The organism is Puribacter membranae, assembly GCF_055380425.1.
Map to the genome: position 1 here is coordinate 1,484,881 of NZ_AP040167.1, position 20,591 is coordinate 1,505,471.

Annotated in this window: 18 protein-coding genes and 2 riboswitches; of the genes, 6 read left to right on the forward strand and 12 right to left on the reverse strand. The window is 53.1% G+C overall.

What is annotated here, in order from left to right; translation table 11 throughout:
- Positions 1-4: 4 nt before the first annotated feature.
- The 8 genes from hisS to ACZ41M_RS07220 form a co-directional block, all read right to left on the reverse strand.
- The gene (gene hisS / locus ACZ41M_RS07185; RefSeq protein WP_464731813.1) at positions 5-1,321 is read right to left on the reverse strand and encodes a histidine--tRNA ligase; all 1,317 of its coding nucleotides are present in this window, start codon (positions 1,319-1,321) and stop codon (positions 5-7) included.
- Positions 1,322-1,468: 147 nt separating this feature from the next.
- Positions 1,469-2,554 (reverse strand): WG repeat-containing protein, encoded by a 1,086-nt coding sequence (locus tag ACZ41M_RS07190; protein WP_464731812.1) that lies wholly within the window; start codon positions 2,552-2,554, stop codon positions 1,469-1,471.
- 107 nt (positions 2,555-2,661) lie between these two features.
- Positions 2,662-3,903 carry a flavodoxin-dependent (E)-4-hydroxy-3-methylbut-2-enyl-diphosphate synthase gene (gene ispG, locus ACZ41M_RS07195; protein ID WP_464731811.1) on the reverse strand — a complete coding sequence of 414 codons (1,242 nt, stop codon included), beginning with the start codon at positions 3,901-3,903 and terminating at the stop codon, positions 2,662-2,664.
- Between the two features lie 26 nt (positions 3,904-3,929).
- The gene (locus tag ACZ41M_RS07200) at positions 3,930-4,790 is read right to left on the reverse strand and encodes a helix-turn-helix domain-containing protein (protein ID WP_464731810.1); all 861 of its coding nucleotides are present in this window, start codon (positions 4,788-4,790) and stop codon (positions 3,930-3,932) included.
- Positions 4,791-4,842: 52 nt separating this feature from the next.
- Positions 4,843-5,631: a hypothetical protein gene (locus tag ACZ41M_RS07205; protein WP_464731809.1), complete on the reverse strand. Its 789-nt coding sequence runs from the start codon at positions 5,629-5,631 to the stop codon at positions 4,843-4,845.
- Positions 5,628-6,824 carry a dual-specificity RNA methyltransferase RlmN gene (gene rlmN / locus ACZ41M_RS07210; RefSeq protein WP_464731808.1) on the reverse strand — a complete coding sequence of 399 codons (1,197 nt, stop codon included), beginning with the start codon at positions 6,822-6,824 and terminating at the stop codon, positions 5,628-5,630. Before rlmN ends, ACZ41M_RS07205 begins: the two co-directional genes overlap by 4 nt.
- Positions 6,825-7,092: 268 nt before the next feature.
- Positions 7,093-7,497 carry a nucleoside-diphosphate kinase gene (gene ndk, locus ACZ41M_RS07215; RefSeq protein WP_464731807.1) on the reverse strand — a complete coding sequence of 135 codons (405 nt, stop codon included), beginning with the start codon at positions 7,495-7,497 and terminating at the stop codon, positions 7,093-7,095.
- A gap of 627 nt (positions 7,498-8,124) precedes the next feature.
- On the reverse strand, positions 8,125-9,285 hold the full coding sequence (locus ACZ41M_RS07220) for an ammonium transporter (RefSeq protein ID WP_464732181.1): 1,161 nt from the start codon (positions 9,283-9,285) through the stop codon (positions 8,125-8,127).
- 337 nt (positions 9,286-9,622) lie between these two features.
- Between ACZ41M_RS07220 and ACZ41M_RS07225 the strand changes: the two genes are divergently transcribed.
- From ACZ41M_RS07225 to ACZ41M_RS07245, 5 genes are all read left to right on the forward strand, one after another.
- Positions 9,623-9,955: a YbjQ family protein gene (locus ACZ41M_RS07225; RefSeq protein ID WP_464731806.1), complete on the forward strand. Its 333-nt coding sequence runs from the start codon at positions 9,623-9,625 to the stop codon at positions 9,953-9,955.
- Positions 9,956-9,957: 2 nt separating this feature from the next.
- Positions 9,958-10,446, forward strand: coding sequence for a YbjQ family protein (locus tag ACZ41M_RS07230; RefSeq protein ID WP_464731805.1), 489 nt, complete (start codon positions 9,958-9,960; stop codon positions 10,444-10,446).
- A 17-nt stretch (positions 10,447-10,463) separates the two neighbouring features.
- Positions 10,464-11,297 carry a M48 family metallopeptidase gene (locus ACZ41M_RS07235; protein WP_464731804.1) on the forward strand — a complete coding sequence of 278 codons (834 nt, stop codon included), beginning with the start codon at positions 10,464-10,466 and terminating at the stop codon, positions 11,295-11,297.
- 8 nt (positions 11,298-11,305) lie between these two features.
- Positions 11,306-12,604 (forward strand): MFS transporter, encoded by a 1,299-nt coding sequence (locus ACZ41M_RS07240; RefSeq protein ID WP_464731803.1) that lies wholly within the window; start codon positions 11,306-11,308, stop codon positions 12,602-12,604.
- A 105-nt stretch (positions 12,605-12,709) separates the two neighbouring features.
- Positions 12,710-13,600: a Tim44 domain-containing protein gene (locus tag ACZ41M_RS07245; RefSeq protein ID WP_464731802.1), complete on the forward strand. Its 891-nt coding sequence runs from the start codon at positions 12,710-12,712 to the stop codon at positions 13,598-13,600.
- A 123-nt stretch (positions 13,601-13,723) separates the two neighbouring features.
- Here the strand turns inward: ACZ41M_RS07245 and gcvP are convergent, their stop codons facing one another.
- From gcvP to gcvT, 4 genes are all read right to left on the reverse strand, one after another.
- A complete protein-coding gene (gcvP, locus tag ACZ41M_RS07250) occupies positions 13,724-16,555 on the reverse strand; it encodes an aminomethyl-transferring glycine dehydrogenase (RefSeq protein ID WP_464731801.1) in 2,832 nt (943 codons plus the stop codon).
- 48 nt (positions 16,556-16,603) lie between these two features.
- Positions 16,604-17,134 (reverse strand): hypothetical protein, encoded by a 531-nt coding sequence (locus ACZ41M_RS07255; RefSeq protein WP_464731800.1) that lies wholly within the window; start codon positions 17,132-17,134, stop codon positions 16,604-16,606.
- A 77-nt stretch (positions 17,135-17,211) separates the two neighbouring features.
- Positions 17,212-17,592 carry a glycine cleavage system protein GcvH gene (gene gcvH, locus ACZ41M_RS07260; protein ID WP_464732180.1) on the reverse strand — a complete coding sequence of 127 codons (381 nt, stop codon included), beginning with the start codon at positions 17,590-17,592 and terminating at the stop codon, positions 17,212-17,214.
- A gap of 78 nt (positions 17,593-17,670) precedes the next feature.
- Positions 17,671-18,774, reverse strand: coding sequence for a glycine cleavage system aminomethyltransferase GcvT (gcvT, locus tag ACZ41M_RS07265; protein WP_464731799.1), 1,104 nt, complete (start codon positions 18,772-18,774; stop codon positions 17,671-17,673).
- A gap of 61 nt (positions 18,775-18,835) precedes the next feature.
- A riboswitch (glycine riboswitch) is annotated at positions 18,836-18,954 on the reverse strand.
- Positions 18,955-18,967: 13 nt separating this feature from the next.
- A riboswitch (glycine riboswitch) is annotated at positions 18,968-19,066 on the reverse strand.
- Positions 19,067-19,553: 487 nt separating this feature from the next.
- On the opposite strand from gcvT, the gene ACZ41M_RS07270 reads away from it, so the two are divergent.
- Positions 19,554-20,315, forward strand: coding sequence for a GNAT family N-acetyltransferase (locus ACZ41M_RS07270; protein WP_464731798.1), 762 nt, complete (start codon positions 19,554-19,556; stop codon positions 20,313-20,315).
- Positions 20,316-20,591 lie beyond the last annotated feature (276 nt).

Genomic DNA, 20,591 nt, shown 5'->3' on the forward strand with positions numbered 1-20,591 from the left:
GACTTTATTCGTCAAACGTACCCGCGATCGCTTGCAGCAACCACTGCGCTGCGTCCGCCGATGGTACCGTAAGCTGCGTCGGATTGCTCGCGTCACCGCGCAAATGTTTGATCGTCAGCGTGCCGTTGTTCACCTCGTCTTCGCCGATAATCAAAGCGTAGCTGGCCTGCGCCGCATCCGCTTTTTTCATCTGTGATTTAAAACTGCCCAATCCGTCCGCACCCGCGCAGTGCAACACCACGTCCAAGCCAACTTGGCGCAAATGCCCTGCCACGCCAAAGGCCACACGCTCCGCCGCCTCGCCTTGATGCACCACATACACGTCACAGCCGACATCGGCCTCTTTTGACAATACATCTTGCGTGAGCAGCAGCAAGCGCTCCAAACCCATGCCAAAACCCACCGCAGGTGTCGCTTTGCCACCCAAAATTTCAAACAAGCCATCGTAGCGACCGCCGCCGCAGACCGTGCCCTGAGAACCCAAATCCGTGCTGATCCACTCAAACACCGTGTGCGAGTAGTAGTCCAAACCACGCACCAGACGCGGATTCACCGTGAATGCCACACCCACGTCGGACAACAAACGCTGCACCTTGGCAAAATGCGCACACGACGCTTCGCCCAAATGCTCGGTTAATTTGGGTGCATGATTCACCAACTCCTGCATCGCCGGATTTTTCGTATCCAAAATACGCAGCGGATTGCTGTGCAAGCGGCGTTGCGCTTCCTCATCCAGCAAGTTTTGGTTCGCCTCAAAATACGCAATCAACGCCTCGCGGTGCGCCGCGCGTTCACTCGCCACACCCAAGGTATTGATCTCCAAACGCACGTTCAAACCCAAATCATCCCACAAATCGCGTAGCATCACGATCAGCTCCGCGTCCATGTCCGCACCCGCGTAACCCAGCGCCTCCACGCTCAATTGGTGAAACTGGCGGTAGCGACCTTTTTGCGGGCGCTCGTGACGAAACACCGGCCCCATGCTGTATACGCGTTGTGGGCCGTTGTAGGTCAGATTGTTTTCAATCGACGCACGCACCACGCCCGCCGTGAATTCAGGACGCATGGTCAGCTCGTCGCCATTCAAACGGTCGGTAAAGCTGAACATTTCTTTTTCCACGATATCCGTCACGTCGCCAATGCCACGCGCAAACAACGCGGTCTGCTCCAACACCGGCGCGCGCATATTGCGATAACCATAGCTTTTCAGCCAGCCGCGCAGAATGGTTTCCAAGGCTTCCCACTGCGCCGCTTCATCCGGCAGAATGTCGTTCATGCCTTTGACGGCGCGGAATTTTTCTACTTTCAAATTACTCATCATTCAATCATGCTTTTACTAAAATTGTAGGGCGCAATAAACCGAAGGTGCATTGCGCCGTATGTCTCGATTATGCCACCCATTTATTGAAACACATGCGGCGCAATGCGCATAAACCGCTAATTGCGCCCGACGAGCTTCAATCGATTTTTATTGCGATGAAACAAATACTTTTTGGGACTTGTAGTAAACAGTCCATGTGTTTGATCTCAATGCTTTATAAAACTCATCACTCAATTTTATGATCTTTTCATAAACAGGTTCAATTACAAATTGCCCCTTAGTGTCAATAAGCCCCCATTTCCCGCCAACAGAAACTTGAGCAAGGTTATTTGAGGTAAAGCCGCTTGTATAATCAAATTGAGGAGAAATTACCAATTGACCATTGCGATCGATAAATCCCCACGAACCATTTTTCTGTACAGCCGCAAACCCATTACTTTGAAAATAGTGTGCTTGTTCGAACTGTGGCTTAACAACGAATTTTCCATGTGTATTAATTAGACCATATAAACCACCCTGTTTCACAAGAGCTAAATTATTCGACTCAAACACATAAGCATCTTCAAACTGCGGCTTAATAAGAATGCGATCATTGCGATCAATAAAGCCATATTGACCATTTTGCTTAAACGAGGCCAAACCATTGACACCAAAACGCCATAACGATTCAAACTTGGGCGGAATAACAATATTACCTTTCATGTCAATTGCGCCAACTTTATTTTGCTCGTAAATAAGGGCGCGATCTTTGGACATAAAACCCGTTGTTTCCTGAAACACGAATGGAATCTTAATTTCACCTCGTGAATCTATATATCCCCACTTACCATTTTTCTTTACGGCCGCCAAACCATTTGGAGCAAAACCATAAGACATATCAAACTGCGGCGGAATGACCAGATTGCCCTCTCTGTCAATAAATCCCCTTTTCCATCTCAACTCAATCATGGCCAAATCATTCGAATCATGTTCCCAAACTCGATCATAAAGAGGAGTGATCACAATTTGTCCTTGCAAATTAATAAAACCCCACTTATTGCCTTGTCTAACAGGAGCAAGTCCATCGGACGAAAACTCTCCAACCTCATCAAAAGCCGTTGTTTTCCTCCACGTACCATCTGCATTTAAAAAACCACAACCATCTCCATTCAAACACAGAGGAAACTCAGCCGCCTGAACAGTGAAAACCAATGCTGGCAAAAACAATAGACCGATAATGGACTTTAGTTTCATGTTTTAAATTATCATTTGATTGAATTTTTTAAATAACCCGCAACCCTTTTGTTTCATTAACACACATCGGTGTGCGTTAGTTTTTACAACAACCCCGTCAAATTTCTTTATACCGTGTATTTTTGCTTAACGTATTCTTCCACAATCGCCTGAAACTCGGTGGCGATGCCATCGCCCTTAAGCGTTTTCACGCGTTCGCCATCGACGTACACCGGCGCGACCGGCGTTTCGCCCGTACCCGGTAATGAAATACCGATATTGGCGTGTTTCGACTCACCCGGCCCGTTGACCACACAGCCCATTACCGCAACGGTCATGGATTCGACGCCCGGATAGATATCTTTCCACACTGGCATTTGCGCACGCAAATAGTTTTGGATGCTGTCAGCCAGCTCTTGGAACACGGTGCTGGTGGTGCGGCCGCAGCCCGGACAGGCCACGACCATCGGGGTGAATTGACGCAAGCCCATGGTTTGCAAAATTTCTTGTGCGACGATCACTTCTTTCTCACGTTTGCCATGCGGCTCGGGCGTGAGCGAGATGCGGATGGTGTCGCCGATGCCTTGCTGGAGCAATACCGACAAGGCGGCGGTCGAGGCGACGATGCCTTTACTGCCCATGCCCGCTTCGGTCAAACCGAGGTGCAATGCGTAATCGCAGCGCTGGGCGAGCGATTGGTACACGGCGATCAAGTCTTGTACGGCTGAGACTTTGCATGAAATCACGATTTTGTCCGCGCCCAAACCGATGTTTTCCGCAGCTTGCGCGGATTCGAGCGCGGAGGTAATCAATGCCTCAACCATGACCTGCTGCGCCGTCCACGGTGTCGCGCGTGTGTGGTTTTCGTCCATGATGCGTGCGAGGACTTTTTGATCGAGACTGCCCCAGTTCACGCCGATGCGCACGGCTTTGTCGTATTTGGCCGCAACTTCGATCATTTGGGCAAATTTGTCGTCGCGGGTGGAGCCGGCGCCGACATTACCCGGATTGATGCGGTATTTGGACAGGGCTTGCGCGCAGTCGGGGTATTGCGTCAGTAGTTTGTGACCGTTGTAGTGAAAATCGCCCACCAGCGGGGTGTACACGCCCATTTGGTCGAGTTTTTCACGAATATATGGCACGGCCTGCGCGGCTTCGGGCGAATTGACCGTGATGCGCACCAGTTCGGAACCGGCTTGCGTCAGCTCTTTGACTTGAATTGCGGTGCCGAGTGCGTCAACGGTATCGGTGTTAGTCATGGATTGCACGACCACCGGATGCGTGCCGCCGATGATGACTTGATACGTGCCGTGGCGCACCACGACTTCGTGTGTGTGGTTGCGTGCGCCGATGCCGACTTGAACGCCCATAATCACTCCTGATGATTGATTGTCAATTATTGTAGGTTCTCAATGCGAACCACGGTATTGCGGCCTTTGAGCAATGGTGCTAAGTCATACGGCTGACCTTTCCAGCTCATATCGACTTTGGTGCCGTCACCCAATTTGACGCGCAGTGGCGCTTCGCCTTGAACATTTTGCTCGGTGTCCGGTTGTTGCAAACCGGTCAACAGAATTTTGCCCTGCGCATCTTTGATTTCCACCCAAACCGGTCCACGGAATTTGAGATTGAGGGTGTCACCCGCAGGTGCTGTTGCTGCTGCAGGTGTGGCGGTTGCGTCTGTAGGTGCTGCTGCGGCAGGCGCGGCAGGCGCCGTGGTATTGGCCGTTTCTGGCGCTGGTGTTGCGGCTGGTTGCGCCGGCGGTGTGGCCACTTGCACTTGGTTCGGCGGTGTGAGTTTTTGCGCGTCGTCACGGCCTTTGAACAGGCGTGCGCCAAAAACCCAGTAGGCCAACAAGGCCAACACAAGCAGACTCAGCAACACCAAGCCCAATTTCGGTAGTCCCGAACGCCCCATGCTGGCGGTTTGCTTGATCGGCTTTTGCCCTTCTTTGATACCGACCGAGGCCAATGCACTGGCAGGTTTGAATTGGCTCGGCAGCAAGGCCATGGCTTGCGCTTGATCCGCGCCGACCGCTTTGACGTATTGGCTCACAATCCCGCGCAGTACCACCGGCGTATTGAAAGGTGTGAAATCATCGGCTTCCAAAGCCTCTAAATAGGCAGCGGGACGATTGGTGCGCTGCGCCAAGTCGCTGATCGATAAACCGCTGGCCAAGCGTGCTTTGGCCAAATACTGCCCCAAACTCTGTGCGGATGGGCTTGCTTCGTTGGTGAAATTGGTTGGATTATCCATGCTCATTGTCCAATATGATCCAGATGTGTTCTAAAAATAGGGGTTAGTACCATTAAAACCATTGCCATTGTTCGGCACGCAGCCATTTGGCCTCTTGCGACGCGGGGAACTGCTTTTGCAGCCGCTCTGCCGCACCCGTTCGTCTGTTTGACGAGCCATGCTCAATGCGTGCGAGCAGCCACAGCGTTTCCGGCGTTTCCAGCGCATCACCCAATAGTTTTTGCGTCATTTGCCAATCCGCTTGCGCCGCACGCCATTGCAATTTTTGCACCGCCAAATGTCCACGGTACAGATACGCCGTGGCAAAGTCCGGTCGCATCGCCAGTGCCGCATTGATGTATGAATCGGCCAACTCGTACTGCTCCAGGCGCGCCGCGCACACGCTGGCATTGACCAAAGCCTTGTCCAAACTGCCATACAGCGGATCGCGCAACACCGGCGACAATTCGTTCAAACCTTGCGCCATACGGTCGGTTTGACACAAATACCACGCATAGCTGTTGCGCAAGTCGCTGGTGGGCAAACGCTGCGCCTCGCTCAAACTCAGCGCCTGACGAAAATGTGCATCGGCCTGTGCATTTTGGCGCAATTGCGCGTAGATCAAGGCCAACAACGTATGCCCCGGCACATAGCCCGCATCACTATCGAGTGCGATTTGCGCCTCCTGCACCGCTACGGCCACTTGTCCCGCGTGGTAATAACGCGCCGCCAACTCGGTGTGTACCCGCGCCTGCGCCTGAGCGTTGTTGGCATTCGTGCTCGCACAGGCGCTCAACCATCCTGTCGCACTCAGCAGACTCAAACCCAAAGCGAATCGAACCCAGTGCGCGCGGATATTCATGAGCGCTCACCTGCATTCGATGCAACATGGGGTGTGTCGTTGAGCGCATCAATCTGCGATTGCATTTGCTCAAACGAAATCACATTGGTCGGTCGCGGGGTGAAAATCAATTTTTGCTCCGCCGCGCGTTCGTTGCGCCGTGTGCGATCCAGCACCTGTCCGGCCAATTGCCCGCACGCCGCGTCAATATCGTCACCGCGCGTTTTGCGAATGGTGGTGACGATGCCTGCTTCGAGCAAGACTTCGCCAAACGCACGCACTTGGTCGCGCGAAGACACTTTCAAACCCGACTCAGGAAACGGATTGAACGGAATCAGATTGAATTTGCACGGCACATCGCGCACCAGTTTAACCAACTCTTTGGCCTGCGCCACGCTGTCATTGACCCCGCGCAGCATGACGTATTCAAAGGTCACAAAATCACGCGGCGCTTTTTCCAAATAGCGCAAACACGCGCCCATCAGCTCACGCAGCGGATATTTTTTGTTCAACGGTACCAGCTCGTCACGCAGCGCATCGTTCGGCGCGTGCAAGGACACAGCCAATGCCACCGGACAATCCTCTTTGAGCCGATCCATCATCGGCACAACGCCGGAGGTCGAGACCGTGACGCGGCGACGCGACAGCCCGTAGGCGTTGTCATCGAGCATGAGGTTCAGTGCAGGCACCAGCGCGTTGTAGTTGAGCAGCGGTTCACCCATGCCCATCATCACCACGTTGGTAATCACGCGATTGCCTTTCGGATCGGCGCCGAGCGCATGATTGGCCCACCACAGTTGGCTGATAATTTCCGCCGTGGTCAGGTTGCGATTAAAGCCTTGATGCCCCGTGGAGCAAAAGCGGCAGTTGACCGCGCAACCGGCTTGGCTGGACACGCACAACGTGCCGCGCGAGGTTTCGGGAATGTAGACGGTTTCCACCGCATTACCCTGCCCCACATCGGTCAGCCATTTGCGCGTGCCGTCGGTCGAGACGTGATCGCTCAAAATCGTCGGCAGGGGTAAGCTGCATTCAGCCTCTAAGCGCGCACGCAAAGATTTGGCCAAATCGGTCATTTGCTCGAAGTTTTGCGCGCCCATGTGGTGAATCCAACGCAGCACTTGACGCGCGCGGAACGGCTTTTCGCCCATCTGAGCGAAAAATTCGTTCATGCCCTTGGCATCAAAATTGAGTAAATTGGTGTGCGTTGTCATAAATCACTTAAGCCATTCGGCGCATTCGTCGAATTGAAAAAATCGAACCGAAGCCAATCGAGCCAAAACCAACTGAAAAACCACGATAAAACCACAATAAAACAGCGGATACTGCGTTCGCCTAAAAAGACCAAAAGCGCGAGCCTACCGCGCCGCGCCTTTTGGATATCGTTTGCCCTCATTCAGCCCAATGAAGCGGCGACCGAATGTTTACGTCATCACTTCATCAAACGGCAAACGAATCGTCCGATTCATCCGACTGCTACGATTAGCCGAAGAAATATTTGATTTCGATGGCAGCGTTTTCGAGGCTATCAGAGCCGTGAACCGCGTTCGCATCAATTGATTCGGCGAAATCCGCGCGGATGGTACCGGCAGCGGCTTCTTTCGGATTGGTCGCGCCCATCAATTCGCGGTTTTTGGCAACGGCGTTTTCGCCTTCCAACACCTGAATCATCACCGGACCGGAGATCATGAATTTCACCAAGTCGCCAAAGAAAGGACGCTCTTTGTGTACTGCGTAGAAGCCTTCTGCATCGGCTTGGCTCAAATGTTTCATTTTCGCTTCAACGATTTTCAAGCCCGCGTTTTCAAAACGGCTGTAAATTTGACCGATGACGTTTTTTGCCACTGCGTCCGGTTTGATGATAGATAAAGTGCGTTCGATTGCCATGTTGCCATGCTCCTGTACAAATAATGAATGAATAACTGCTGAATCAAGCCGCAACCCATGCCTCGCATGGATTCACGTTGAATGATGATGACCGATGGGCGATTCCGTAAAAAACCGATCAGCCGTGCTTAAAATCACTTGCAACTGTTTAAAAAATAGACAAAATGCCTTTAAACAACGCCGCGCATTATACCACAGCATTTATCCGCAAAGCATTGAATTAACGACCAAAGCCGATTTTTTTGCCCACTTTTGCCACCCCATTCTTCACATCTTTTTGCAGGCTATTTAAGGAAGCACGGAACAATCCAAACCAGTCTGCGTTCTGAGCAAAAACATTCAGAACGCGGCGCAGGATAGGGGTCGTAGTTATTCTACGACAGCCCCTATGCTGCAACAAAGTTCTGGATGCTTTTTGCCAGAACCCGAAGGGCTGGTGATTGGCGCGTGATTAACTTTGTTGTGACACTTGTCTAGGGAATGACCATAGACTGCGCGCCACGCCTCGTTACTCATCGCGCCAACCAACCAGCGCAGACGGTAGGGGTTATTCCGTGCTTCCTTAAGCTCATAAGGGTACAAAAAAGCCCCGAGTGCAATCGGGGCTGATGCAGTATAAGTATTCGCTCACGCATCCGAAGTCGAGGCAATTTTGTGAATGCTTAAATCCGCGCCGTTATATTCCTCTTCGTGCGTCAAACGAATGCCCATCGTTGCCTTGAGCGCACCATACACCAGTGCACTGCCCAACACCGCGACCACAATACCCAACAGCGTACCGAACAATTGAGAGAAAAAGCTCACGCCGCCCAAGCCACCGAGCGCCGTTTGCCCGAAAATCCCCGCAGCAACGCCGCCCCAAGCGCCGCACAGACCATGCAAAGGCCACACACCGAGTACATCGTCGATTTTCAAGCGGTTTTGCGTCAGGGTAAACATATAGACAAACAAGGCACCCGCAACCGCACCCACGAACAAAGCCGCGATGGGGTGCATCAAATTCGAACCGGCGCACACTGCGACCAAGCCTGCCAAAGGACCGTTGTGGATAAAACCCGGGTCATTTTTGCCCGCGACCAAAGCCGCCAACGTCCCGCCCACCATCGCCATCAATGAGTTCACCGCGACCAAGCCGGAAATGTCGGCGATTTTTTGTGCGCTCATCACGTTAAAGCCGAACCAGCCAACCGTTAGCGTCCACGCGCCCAAAGCCAAAAACGGAATATTGGACGGCGGATGCGCCGCAACACGCCCTTCTTTCGAATAGCGTCCACGACGCGAGCCGAGCAACAGCACCGCGACCAAGCCCATCCAGCCGCCGACCGTATGCACCACGACCGAACCGGCAAAATCCTTGAACTCCTCGCCAAACCATGCCTTGAACACGCCCTGCACACCCAGATTGCCGTGCCACACCATACCCTCAAAAATCGGGTAAATCAGTCCGACCAGCAAGGAAGTTGCGATCACCTGCGGCAAAAATTTCGCGCGCTCGGCAATCCCACCGGAAATAATCGCCGGGATCGCCGCGGCAAACGTGAGCAAGAAGAAAAAGCGCACCAGCTCCACGCCGTTATTCTGCACCATCGTCTGTGCGCTGCCGAAAAAGTGCTCACCATACGCAATGCCAAAGCCAACCAAAAAATACGCCAAAGTGGACACGCAAAAATCCACCAAGATTTTCACCAGCGCATTCACCTGATTTTTGCGACGCACCGTACCCAGCTCCAAAAAAGCAAAGCCTGCGTGCATCGCCAGCACCATTACAGAGCCGATGAGCAAAAACATCACATCAACGCCACTTTGCAACTGTAAAAATTGACTAATACTCACCGCTTGATTCGATGACTCCACCATAGGCTCCTTATCCAGACATTCAATCCACACCTCGCGACAGCGAGATTCCAATCAACGCGTGCATGGTAAATTCATGTCGGAGCACCCAACAGCCCAAAATAACACAAGGCCGCGTCTAAATCGGTGCAACTGATGTATTTTGAAATATTTTGGTGCAACCCCTCGCTTGTTCAGGAAAAACCATTGCCATGCAATCCCACAACCCCATAGCGAAACAAAACAGACCGAGGAATGTATAATGAACCCATCATTCAACCAAGGAAAACCCATGCTACTGAGTAATTTAGAAACCCTGCCCGAACACCGCATCGTCAAACATCTGGGTCTGGTGCAAGGCTCCACCGTGCGCAGCAAACACGCCGGACGCGACCTCATGGCCAGCGTGAAAAACGTGTTCGGTGGCGAATTGCGCGGCTACACCGAGTTGCTCGAAGAGTCACGCAAAGAGGCCATCGCGCGCATGCAGGAACAGGCACGCCAACTCGGCGCCAACGCCGTTTTAAATATCCGCTTTTCCACCTCGGCGATCACCGCCGGTGCAGCCGAGATTTTTGCCTACGGCAGCGCCGTGGTGATTGAACCGCTCCACTCGGCAGATTAAACATGGATGCACTGTTTCAATTGATCGTCTTTATCGGCATGATGCTGCTCGGCTTTTTCTTTGGCCGACGCGCCGAGCGCAAACATTACCAAAGCATTTTGGCGCGCGAAGAAGCCTTGCGCCACATCCTGCTCACCAGCGTAAAAGAGCCGCCCGCCGAACTACAAAACGCACAATTGGTGATGGGCAGCGTCGTGGTCGCATCGGATTATTTCAAGCAATTCGTCGCGTGGCTGCGCAGCCTGTTTGGCGGACACGTCGCCTCATTTGAAAGCCTGCTGGATCGCGCACGACGCGAAGCGATTTTGCGCATGAAAGAAAACGCCCAAAAGCAAGGCGCAAACATCATCTACAACGTCAAATTCACCACCGCCTCGATCAACAAAGACGCCTCCAGCTCCTCAACCGTGGAAGCCATGGCATTCGGTACGGCAGGCTATCTGCCACCGTCCGAAACGCCAGCGACAGACCGCACCACCGCCACTGCCTAATAAACAACACCGATACCATGCAGATTGAAAATCCCAAACTCGACGAGCGACACAACCCCAACATCACGCACGAGCCGGCCTCGCGCGAACTGTGGCAACTGTTGGTGCAAGTTGGCTTGCTTTTGCTCATCCTATTTGGTCTTGCGCGCGCATTGGCTTGGGGCATCGGCCAATATTTACCGTATGCCTATGAACAACGCTACCTCGCGCCGCTGGCGCAGGCTTTGCTCGAAGGCACGCACACGGACGACAAACTACAAGGTCTGGCCGACCAACTGGCGCGCAACATGAATCTACCCGACGGGATGCAGGTCAAAGTCCACGTCAGTCCCGAGCCGGACGTAAACGCATTCGCCACCTTCGGCGGCAATATCGTCGTCATGCAAGGTTTGCTCGAAAAAGCCCCGACCGAGCAGGCACTGAGCATGGTATTGGCGCATGAAATGGCGCATTTGCAGCACCGCGATTCACTCAAGGCTGTCAGCCAAACCGCAATGCTTCAGCTCGCCCGCGCTGCGATTTTCGGCCAACAAAGCGCGATCGACCAAAGCCTCATGCTCGGTATGCTCTCCTACAGCCGCGAGCAAGAAACTGCCGCCGACGAAACCGCGCTCGGCACGCTACACGCGCACTACGGCACGGTCGCGGGCGGCATCGAGATGTACCAGCTTTTGGCGGACGAAGAGAGTAGCCACAGCACACGCCGCTGGCTACCGCAATGGCTCGCCACCCACCCCGATACCGCACAACGCCAAACCCATCTGCGCCAATACGCCCAAAGCAAGGGCTATCCGACCGAAGGCAAAACCACGCCGAATCCGTGGTTCAAGGCCAAGACGCCCCAACCATAAACCACCGCATGAATCGCGTTTCACGACCTGCCGCTACGCTGTGGCACAAATACCTATTGATTGCCGGGCTGTATCTCGCGCAAGGATTGCCCGGCGGTCTGATCGCCTACACCCTACCCGTGCTGATGCGCGAGCAAGGCGCGGCACAAATCTGGATTTCCGCATTTAGCCTGATCGGTATTCCGTGGTCGGTGAAATTACTTTGGTCGCGCGTGCTGGATCAATCACCGAGCAAGGCGAGCTACATCGGCTTATCCTTCATTCTGACTGCTTTATGCTGGCTCGCTCTGAGTATTCAGCCGATCGCCACCGCATTTACCGAGCAGAAAACCACCCTGATGGTATTGATTCTGCTGTTAATGGCCAATTTCATCATGGCCAGTCAAGACATCCTCACCGATGGCCTGACTGTGCGCCTGCTGAACGATGAAGAGCGCGGCTTTGCCAACAGCCTACAAGTGGTGGCCTACAAGCTGGGTATGCTTATCAGCGGCGGCCTATTTTTGAGCCATTACTCCGAGTTGGGCTGGCAAAGCGGTATGCAATTGATTGTGCTGATTTTGGCGATGGGTTATCTGCCGGTGCTGTATCAATTGTGGTGGCGACGCGATGCGGCATTGCACCATTCGCTCCGCTCAACGAGTCAAACGCAGTCACCGTCCGAACACAAGGCACAATCATTGTGGCGCATCATCCAAGGCTTTGTGCGCACAACGGGCGTGCCGTATTGGCTGCTGCTGTTGATCGCGTACAAACTGCCCCACGGCTTGATTTCCACCGTGGTACGCCCTTTTGCCGTGGATTATGGCATGAGCAAAGCCACCATCGGTCAGGCTGCGAACTATGCGATTATTTTTGGCGGCATCGCGGGACTATTCGCCGGATTTTTATGGCGTTGGCAGCGCAAGCATTATCAAAAACTGCTGCTGTTGCTCGCCTGTATGCAACTGCTATCCAATATGGGCTATGCCGCCTTGACCTATCTGCCGCCCACGCCGAGTCTATGGTGGGCAGTCAGTTTGTTTGAGCCGGTGGTGGACACCATGTCCACCGTCATTTTATTTGCCGCAATGATGCATTATGCCCGCCGCGCCTACGCCGGCGTGGATTACACCTTCCAAGCCACGCTATTTGTCATCGCTGCCAGCAGTATGCATCTGATTGGCGGCTGGCTGACCGACGCTTTCGGTCACCGTGCGGTCTTTGGGATGGCAATGCTGCTATCGCTGGTGACAATCGGATTGATCTTGAAACCATTGCAGCATTTTGGTTCTGACGACGCAAACGAGCAGCCTGTGATGGAGTAAATCAAGCCGCTATTTGGGCAGCGCATACGGGTTTAAACAACTTCAGATACAATGCCCACATTGCTCAATCCAAATGAGCTGTTTTTTGATACAAGGAGTCTATGAGTGAAATCATTGTTTAAACATGCCGTTGTCGCCTTCAGCGTCGCCGTAATCAGTTTAGTGGGCGTGATCGATGAGGCGCAAGCCGCTCGACTGGGAGGTAAAAAATCCAGCGGTATGCAGCGCACCACGCAGCAAACCACCCCGAATTCTGCCCAAAATCCAACGGCCAACACGCCTGCGCGCAATCCGCAAGCGAACGCCAGCACACCCAACAACGCCCAAAAACCCAGTGCCGCTCGTCGCTGGATGGGGCCGTTGGTCGGCATTGCCTCTGCTTTGGGTATTGTCGCCTTGCTCTCGCACTTTGGTCTGGGCGAAGGCTTTGCCAGCATGGTCACTTTATTGTTAATGGTATGGCTCGGTTTCATGTTGTTGCGCATGGCGTTGAACCTGTTTCGTGCAAAACAACCGCAAGCGGCAGGAGCCCACGGTTACAACCGTTCAGCCGAACCAAGCGCGCGCAGCTCATCACCGTTTGCAACCGACACCGGCTCCACCGCTCAAACCCAAGTGACGAGCACGGCCAGCCATGTCAATCAAGATGAATTTTTGCGCATTGCCAAAAGCTTTTTCATCCGCCTGCAAGCGGCCAATGACAAAAAGGATCTTGACGATTTGCGCCGTTTCCTCACGCCGGAAATGTTCGCCGAGGCACAATTGCAAATCATGGAACGCGGCAACACTGAGCAAACCACCGAGATCACACAATTGAACGCCACCGTGTTAAATATCGTCACCGAAGGCACGCACGATATCGGTTCCGTGCGCTTTACAGGTCAAAGCAAATGCAGCGATCAGGTCATGGCGGAGCCTTTCTCCGAAGTGTGGCACTTCACCAAATGGAGCAACCACCCTGACCAATGGTCATTGGCGGGCATTCAGCAAGACTAAAAACCACTGTGCGTACAATGTAGATACAAGGTATGCCAAGCAAAAGGGGCAAAACCAATGGTTTTGCCCCTTTTGCTTGTGATGCGGACTTACGATAAACCATCTGCCCAATAACGCATTGCCTTAATATTCGCTCACCGGCACACACGCACAGAACAAATTGCGGTCACCGTAGACGTTATCAATGCGCGCCACAGGCACCCAGTATTTGCTCTGACGCAAGCTGTCCACCGGATAGGCGGCTTGTTCGCGGCTGTACGGGTGCGCCCAGTCGGCGCTCATGAGCATTTGCGCAGTATGCGGCGCGTGTTTGAGCGGGTTGTCATCCTTGCTGATTTCGCCTTTTTCGACTGCGGCGATTTCGGCACGAATGGTTTTCATCGCGGTGATGAAACGATCGAGTTCTTCCAGCGGTTCGGATTCGGTCGGCTCAATCATCAGCGTGCCCGGCACGGGGAAGCTCATGGTCGGTGCGTGGAAGCCAAAATCCATCAGGCGTTTGGCAATATCATCCACGGTGATGCCCGCCGTGTCTTTCACGCCGCGCGTATCGAGAATACATTCATGCGCCACCAATCCGTTGGCACCCGAATACAGCACCGGAAAGTCGTCTTTGAGCGCGTGCGCGATGTAGTTGGCCGAGAGCATGGCGACTTTACTCGCCTCGGTCAAACCGGCTGCGCCCATCATGGCGATGTACATCCAGGTGATCGGCAATACGCCCGCGCTGCCATACGGCGCAGAGGATACGCCGCTGATGCCGTTCGGATTGCGCTCGTAACCAACGCTGGTGAGATTCGGCAGAAACTCGGCCAAATGCGCGCCAACAGCAACCGGCCCTACGCCCGGACCGCCACCGCCATGTGGAATAGCGAAGGTTTTGTGCAAATTCAGATGCGATACGTCGCCGCCAAACTGCCCCGGCGCGCACAGACCGACCATCGCGTTCATGTTCGCGCCATCGACGTAGACTTGACCACCGTGTTGATGCACGATGTCGCAGATTTCGGTTACGCGGGTTTCAAACACACCGTGCGTGGACGGATAGGTGATCATCAGCGCGGCCAAGTGATCACTGTGCTGTTCGGCTTTGGCGCGCAAATCATCCACGTCGATATTGCCTTTATCATCGCACGCCACGACCACCACTTGCATATTGGCCATCGACGCTGAGGCCGGATTCGTGCCGTGCGCAGAGGATGGAATCAGGCAGATATTGCGGTGCGCTTGACCACGGCTGGCGTGGTATTTTTGGATAATCAGCAGACCGGCGTATTCGCCTTGCGAACCAGCATTCGGCTGCAAGCTCACCGCCGCGTAGCCGGTACATGCAACCAACATCTGCTCCAATTCGGCAATCATGCTGCGATAGCCTGCGGTCTGCGCATCGGGCGCGAACGGGTGGATATTGGCAAATTCCGGCCAAGTGATCGGCAACATTTCCGAAGTCGCGTTCAACTTCATGGTGCATGAGCCGAGCGGAATCATACTGCGATCCAGCGCCAGATCTTTATCGGCCAATGAGCGCAAATAGCGCAGCATGGCGTGCTCGGAATGATGCGAGTTGAAAATCGGGTGGGTCAAATAGGCACTGGTACGTGCCAACTCGGCAGGAATGCTATTGAGCGACGGCACTTCATTCAGTTGCGCCGCGCCAAACAGCGCCAACACCGCATTGACCGTATCCAAATCGCTGGTTTCGTCAAATGAAATACCGACGTGCTGCGCATCGATCACGCGCAAATTCAGACCTTTGGCATACGCGGCCGCATGAATGTCTGCGGCGTTGTTGACGCTCACCATCAACGTATCAAACCACGTTTGATTAACCAGCTTCACACCGTGCGCGGTCAACTGCTGCGCCACCGCCGAAGTGAGCGCATGCACCCGCTGGGCGATTCGTTTCAAGCCATCCGCGCCGTGATACACCGCATACATGCTCGCCATAATCGCCAGCAGAGCCTGCGCGGTACAAATATTTGAGGTCGCTTTTTCGCGGCGAATGTGTTGTTCGCGGGTTTGCAGCGCCAAACGCAAGGCTTTTTTGCCCTGCGCATCGACCGATACGCCAACCAAACGACCCGGCATGCTGCGTTTGAACGCATCACGCGTTGCCATGAATGCGGCGTGCGGACCACCGAAGCCAAACGGCACGCCGAAGCGCTGCGAATTGCCAATCGCAATGTCCGCGCCCCATTCGCCTGGCGCTTTGAGCAAAGTCAAGGCGAGTAAATCGGTCGCGGCAATGATGGTTTTGCCCTGCGCATGGAGTTTTTCCGCCCACGCGCTGTAGTCAACGGTCTCGCCACTCGCGCTCGGGTACTGTACCAGCACGGCGAAACAGTCGTTGTTCAAACTTTCCTCGCCGCTGACGCAGGTGCGCACCTCGATGCCCAGCGGCTTGGCGCGGGTTTCGATGATTTCGCGGGTTTGCGGGAAAATGTCTGCGGCCACATAAAACACGTTTGAATCGCTTTTCGATTGGCGCATCGCCAAGGTCATCGCCTCTGCCGCCGCCGTGCCTTCGTCCAGCATCGAAGCATTGGCAATGTCCATCCCCGTCAAATCCATCACCATCTGCTGGTAATTGAGCAAGGCTTCCAAACGACCTTGCGAAATTTCCGGCTGATACGGCGTGTACGCGGTGTACCACGCCGGATTTTCGAGGATGTTGCGCAAAATCACCGCAGGCGTATAGGTACCGTAGTAACCCTGCCCGATCAGGCTGGTGTTCACGGTGTTTTGTGCGGCGTGCGCGCGCAAACGCTTGAGCGCGGCTTCCTCAGACAAGCCCGCGCCGAACGCGCCCAAATCAAAGTCTTTGCGGCGAATATTCACAGGAACGACGGCATTAATGAATGCGTCCAAGGTATCGTAGCCCAAGGTCTTGAGCATCTGCGCCTGCTCGGTTTCGTTCGGACCGATGTGGCGATTGGTGAAAGTGGTGGAGGTCATGATCAAACACACCTTAAAAAATAATTAACAAATTGAATAGATTTGGACTTATTCAGAACCGTCGATGATTTCAAGCTTCACTTCGGGAAATTTCGTATCTTTAGGTAGATCTGGATACAATAATTCGGTCAACTTGGGATTTTTGGCTAAACCCGACCCTTCGACAAACTTCCAAACACCATCACTGTTTTTAACAGCCAAAAAGAAACCATTCATTCTTCCTGTGTGGTTACTCATCGACATAGTCTGCACTTTAGGTATTAAGCGGAACACTCGGTTCTGCCCTTGGATCTCGGGCCATGGCTTTTCAAATTGGAGCTCTTTAACAACGGTGCCATCCTCTGTGAGGGCTTGCATAGCGGCACTCGTCATGGCATAAAAAGTCTTATATCCAACGAGATTTTTGATGGCATCGTCGGTATAGTCAACAACACCTTGTGCGTTATTTTGTTGAACAAACACACCGATCTCATGAGCGCGCTTCATCATCACTTCCTCATCTGCAGAAGTGCTTTGCGCGTGCGCCGTCAGACCAAAACTCAACAACAGCCATATCACCAAAAGCTTTAATGTACGCATCAATCCATCCTATTGATCGCAACAGAACCTCATATGCAGACAAGGTATTGACTGCATATGAGTGTAAAAAACCGCAATTACGCGTTTTCCGCTTCGTATTGTTCGGCGGTCAACAAGCCTTCTACATCCGCCGGATTGGCCGCTTTGATTTTGAACATCCAGCTACCGAAGGCGTCGCTGTTGACGTTTTCCGGCGTGTCAGCCAACGAGTCGTTGGTCTCGACGATTTCACCGGAGATCGGCGCGTAGATGTCGCTGGCGGCTTTAACCGATTCGACCACGGCCACAGCTTCTTCGGCCTTGACCACGCGGCCGACTTTAGGGAATTCCAAAAATACGATGTCGCCCAAGGCTTCTTGTGCGTGGTTGGAAATGCCGACGGCAAATACGCCGTCGCCTAAATCCTGAACCCATTCGTGGCTGGATGCGTATTTCAATTGTGCGGGTGAAGTCATGATGTTCTCCTCTTTGTTGGGTGTGTTGATTCAATCAATCAGTTACTGCTGATGTTGGGTTAAAAAATTAAATAATCAAATTTAAACGGTTGCCAAAATAGCGCCATTGCGCACAAACGGCAGCTTGACCACTTTGGCATCCAATTGTTTGTCGCGAATCGCCACCTGTACGGTATCGCCCAGTGCGACGCCCACCGGCACGCGCGCGATGGCAATGGATTGCTGCATGGTGGGGCTGAAGGTGCCGCTGGTGATTTCGCCTGCGCCGTGTGCGGTATGGACCACTTGATGTGCGCGCAAAACGCCTTTGTCGAGCAGAATCAGACCAACGACTTGCGCCGTTGCGCCATCCTTGACCAAAGCGGTTTTGCCGATGAAATCGCGTTCGGATTTGAGATCCACCGTCCATGCCAAACCTGCGTTCAGCGGGCTAACGGTTTCGTCCATGTCTTGACCGTATAAATTCATACCGGCCTCCAAACGCAAAGTGTCGCGCGCGCCCAGACCCGCCGGTTGGACACCTGCGGCGACCAATGCGTCCCAAGTGACTTCGACCAAATGGGCGGGCAAGGCAATTTCAAAGCCATCTTCGCCGGTGTAGCCGGTGCGTGCGATCATCCACTGTGCACCGTCGTTGTCGACGAACGCAGCGTTGAACGGTTTGAGCGATTCGGATGCAGCTTGGATAAACGGCAGGGCTTGCCACACTTTGGTGCGGGCATTCGGGCCTTGTACCGCGATCAGTGCCATATCGGGACGCGGGGTGATGGTTAAACCGTAAACACCGGCGCTATTTTGTTCATTCAGCCAAGCGATGTCTTTGTCTGCCGTGCCGGCGTTGACCACCAAGCGGAAGTAGTCTTCAGCAAAAAAATAAACGATCAGATCGTCAATCACGCCGCCTTCGGGGCGCAACATGCATGAATACAGGGCTTTGCCGGAGGTTTGTACTTTATCGACGTTGTTCGCCAAAACATAACGCAAAAAGTCGCGCACTTTGGCTCCGTGAATATCAACCACGCGCATGTGCGAGACATCGAACATCCCTGCATCTTTACGCACGGCGTGGTGTTCTTCGATTTGCGAACCGTAGTTCACGGGCATATCCCAGCCGCCAAAATCAACCATACGCGCACCGGAGGCGATGTGCTTGGCATGCAATGGGGTGTGTTTGAGTGTAGACATGGTATTCGTCCAAAATAGGTCATAAAACATTTGCAACGATGGCCACGCCATCACCGCACGGATTCCCTATTCTGTCCCTGATACCTGAGAGATTGTGGCAAATGCAGCATTTGCGCGCCCCTTCGGTGGTTTTGCCTGCGCTATACCGCTGCGCCGAAAACGCTCTCCAGAAATTATTCCAACCCGTTTGGGTTTCAACCTGCCAGTCCTTTTGCCTGAGAGTTTTTGGGGTACACCTTCGGCGATCACGCGGCTCAAAACGCACGGCGCAATGCTCTCCCAGCAGGTGGCGTAACTCTATCGGTAAAGGTTGTTTTTGTCAATTCGTGTATCCGGTTTCACGACGCTTTCGGGCGTACTGACACGTCCGATCGCGATTTTACGCCGATGAACCACTCGCTCATCATCGAATCATCTTCCTGTGTGTCAACGAATGTGACTTGATTGGCATTGCTTTAGACAACTCAACCAGACCATTGAGCAATAGGATATGCAGCGCAACACCCCATCCATGATTCATAAGCATTTTTTAGACCACGTCATTGGGCAAACCGAGTGGATATCGTTCTATACAACCGAATTGCCGACACATTGTCATTAAATCGAAAGCGAAAATCACAAAATAAGTGGCGCGGAACTGATAAAATACACGACTAAAAATACCGATTACAGATGGCAGGTCAAAAATCGCAGATGTCATGGTCAAACGTCGTGAATGCACTATCCCATCGATTAACCACGTACAGCCCATCCGCACAGAGGAGTGAACCTTGGTTCCTATGAATACCGCACAACAACAAACCATAAACGCGCCGTTGGAACCGTTTTCCGTTCACTGGGCACAAACCACCGCTGAAATTGAAGAAGTACAACGCCTGCGCTATAACGTCTTCGCCGACGAACTGGGCGTGAAATTACAGGGTGAACACGGTTTGGATCGTGACCAGTTTGACGCCTACAGCCGCCACCTCTATGTGCGTGACAACCAAACCGGCGAAGTCGTCGGCACCTATCGCATCATCACGCCCGACGTGGCACAAAAAACCGGTTGGTACACCCAACAAGAATTCGACATCTCCGACCTGCTCCAATCCGACGAAGCATCCACGCTGATGGAGGTCGGACGCGCCTGCGTGCACAAAGACTTTCGCAACGGCTCAGTGGTCTTGCTCCTGTGGAAAGCCACGCTCAATTTTGCCAAAGAAAACGGCTACACCATCATCATGGGCTGCACCAGCGTACCGATTGGCGCGCACGCACCGGCGATCGCTGATGTCAAAGAATTACTCAAAGAATCCGGCGCATTTACCGAGCGCTTTCACATCACGCCACACATTCCGTTCACACCCGAGCAACAAACGGCGGTCCATCCCGACGTCAAAGTGGTTTTACCGGCTTTGTTCAAAGGCTATGTGCGTTTGGGCGGTAAAGTCTGCGGCGAACCGGCCTATGATGCGGACTTTCACTGCGCCGATTTTTTCACCTATTTGCGCATGGACGACGTATCCCGTAAATACGCCCGTCATTTTGAGGTCGCTTAAAAACAAGCGCTTCAAAACATACATAAATAAAAATCTTCTGACGCATATCCATCAGATCACACAAAAACACACGCATTAAAGGCTGCAACACAGTGAACACTCTCAATAAAACGCCGTCATGCCCACGCAAGCGGGCATCCGGTTGTGATTCTAATTTATTGTTTTTAGTGGCGATTCCGGACACCTGCTTATGCAAGTATGACGGCATACTTCTTAAATCGTGTACTGAAGTTTAATATGACCCTATTGATCAACCATCTGAAACACAAGCATTTG

Excerpts from the sequence above, each read along its gene's own strand:
- ACZ41M_RS07220 (WP_464732181.1), bottom strand. The coding sequence starts at position 9,285 with ATGTTTTTGCTCATCGGCTCTGTAATGGTGCTGGCGATGCACGCAGGC.
- ACZ41M_RS07240 (WP_464731803.1), top strand. The coding sequence starts at position 11,306 with ATGAATCGCGTTTCACGACCTGCCGCTACGCTGTGGCACAAATACCTA.
- gcvP (WP_464731801.1), bottom strand. The coding sequence starts at position 16,555 with ATGACCTCCACCACTTTCACCAATCGCCACATCGGTCCGAACGAAACC.
- ACZ41M_RS07200 (WP_464731810.1), bottom strand. The coding sequence starts at position 4,790 with ATGGATAATCCAACCAATTTCACCAACGAAGCAAGCCCATCCGCACAG.
- ACZ41M_RS07235 (WP_464731804.1), top strand. The coding sequence starts at position 10,464 with ATGCAGATTGAAAATCCCAAACTCGACGAGCGACACAACCCCAACATC.
- ACZ41M_RS07225 (WP_464731806.1), top strand. The coding sequence starts at position 9,623 with ATGCTACTGAGTAATTTAGAAACCCTGCCCGAACACCGCATCGTCAAA.
- ACZ41M_RS07190 (WP_464731812.1), bottom strand. The coding sequence starts at position 2,554 with ATGAAACTAAAGTCCATTATCGGTCTATTGTTTTTGCCAGCATTGGTT.
- rlmN (WP_464731808.1), bottom strand. The coding sequence starts at position 6,824 with ATGACAACGCACACCAATTTACTCAATTTTGATGCCAAGGGCATGAAC.
- ispG (WP_464731811.1), bottom strand. The coding sequence starts at position 3,903 with ATGGGCGTTCAAGTCGGCATCGGCGCACGCAACCACACACACGAAGTC.
- gcvT (WP_464731799.1), bottom strand. The coding sequence starts at position 18,774 with ATGTCTACACTCAAACACACCCCATTGCATGCCAAGCACATCGCCTCC.
- hisS (WP_464731813.1), bottom strand. The coding sequence starts at position 1,321 with ATGATGAGTAATTTGAAAGTAGAAAAATTCCGCGCCGTCAAAGGCATG.
- ACZ41M_RS07230 (WP_464731805.1), top strand. The coding sequence starts at position 9,958 with ATGGATGCACTGTTTCAATTGATCGTCTTTATCGGCATGATGCTGCTC.
- ndk (WP_464731807.1), bottom strand. The coding sequence starts at position 7,497 with ATGGCAATCGAACGCACTTTATCTATCATCAAACCGGACGCAGTGGCA.
- ACZ41M_RS07255 (WP_464731800.1), bottom strand. The coding sequence starts at position 17,134 with ATGCGTACATTAAAGCTTTTGGTGATATGGCTGTTGTTGAGTTTTGGT.
- ACZ41M_RS07205 (WP_464731809.1), bottom strand. The coding sequence starts at position 5,631 with ATGAATATCCGCGCGCACTGGGTTCGATTCGCTTTGGGTTTGAGTCTG.
- ACZ41M_RS07270 (WP_464731798.1), top strand. The coding sequence starts at position 19,554 with ATGAATACCGCACAACAACAAACCATAAACGCGCCGTTGGAACCGTTT.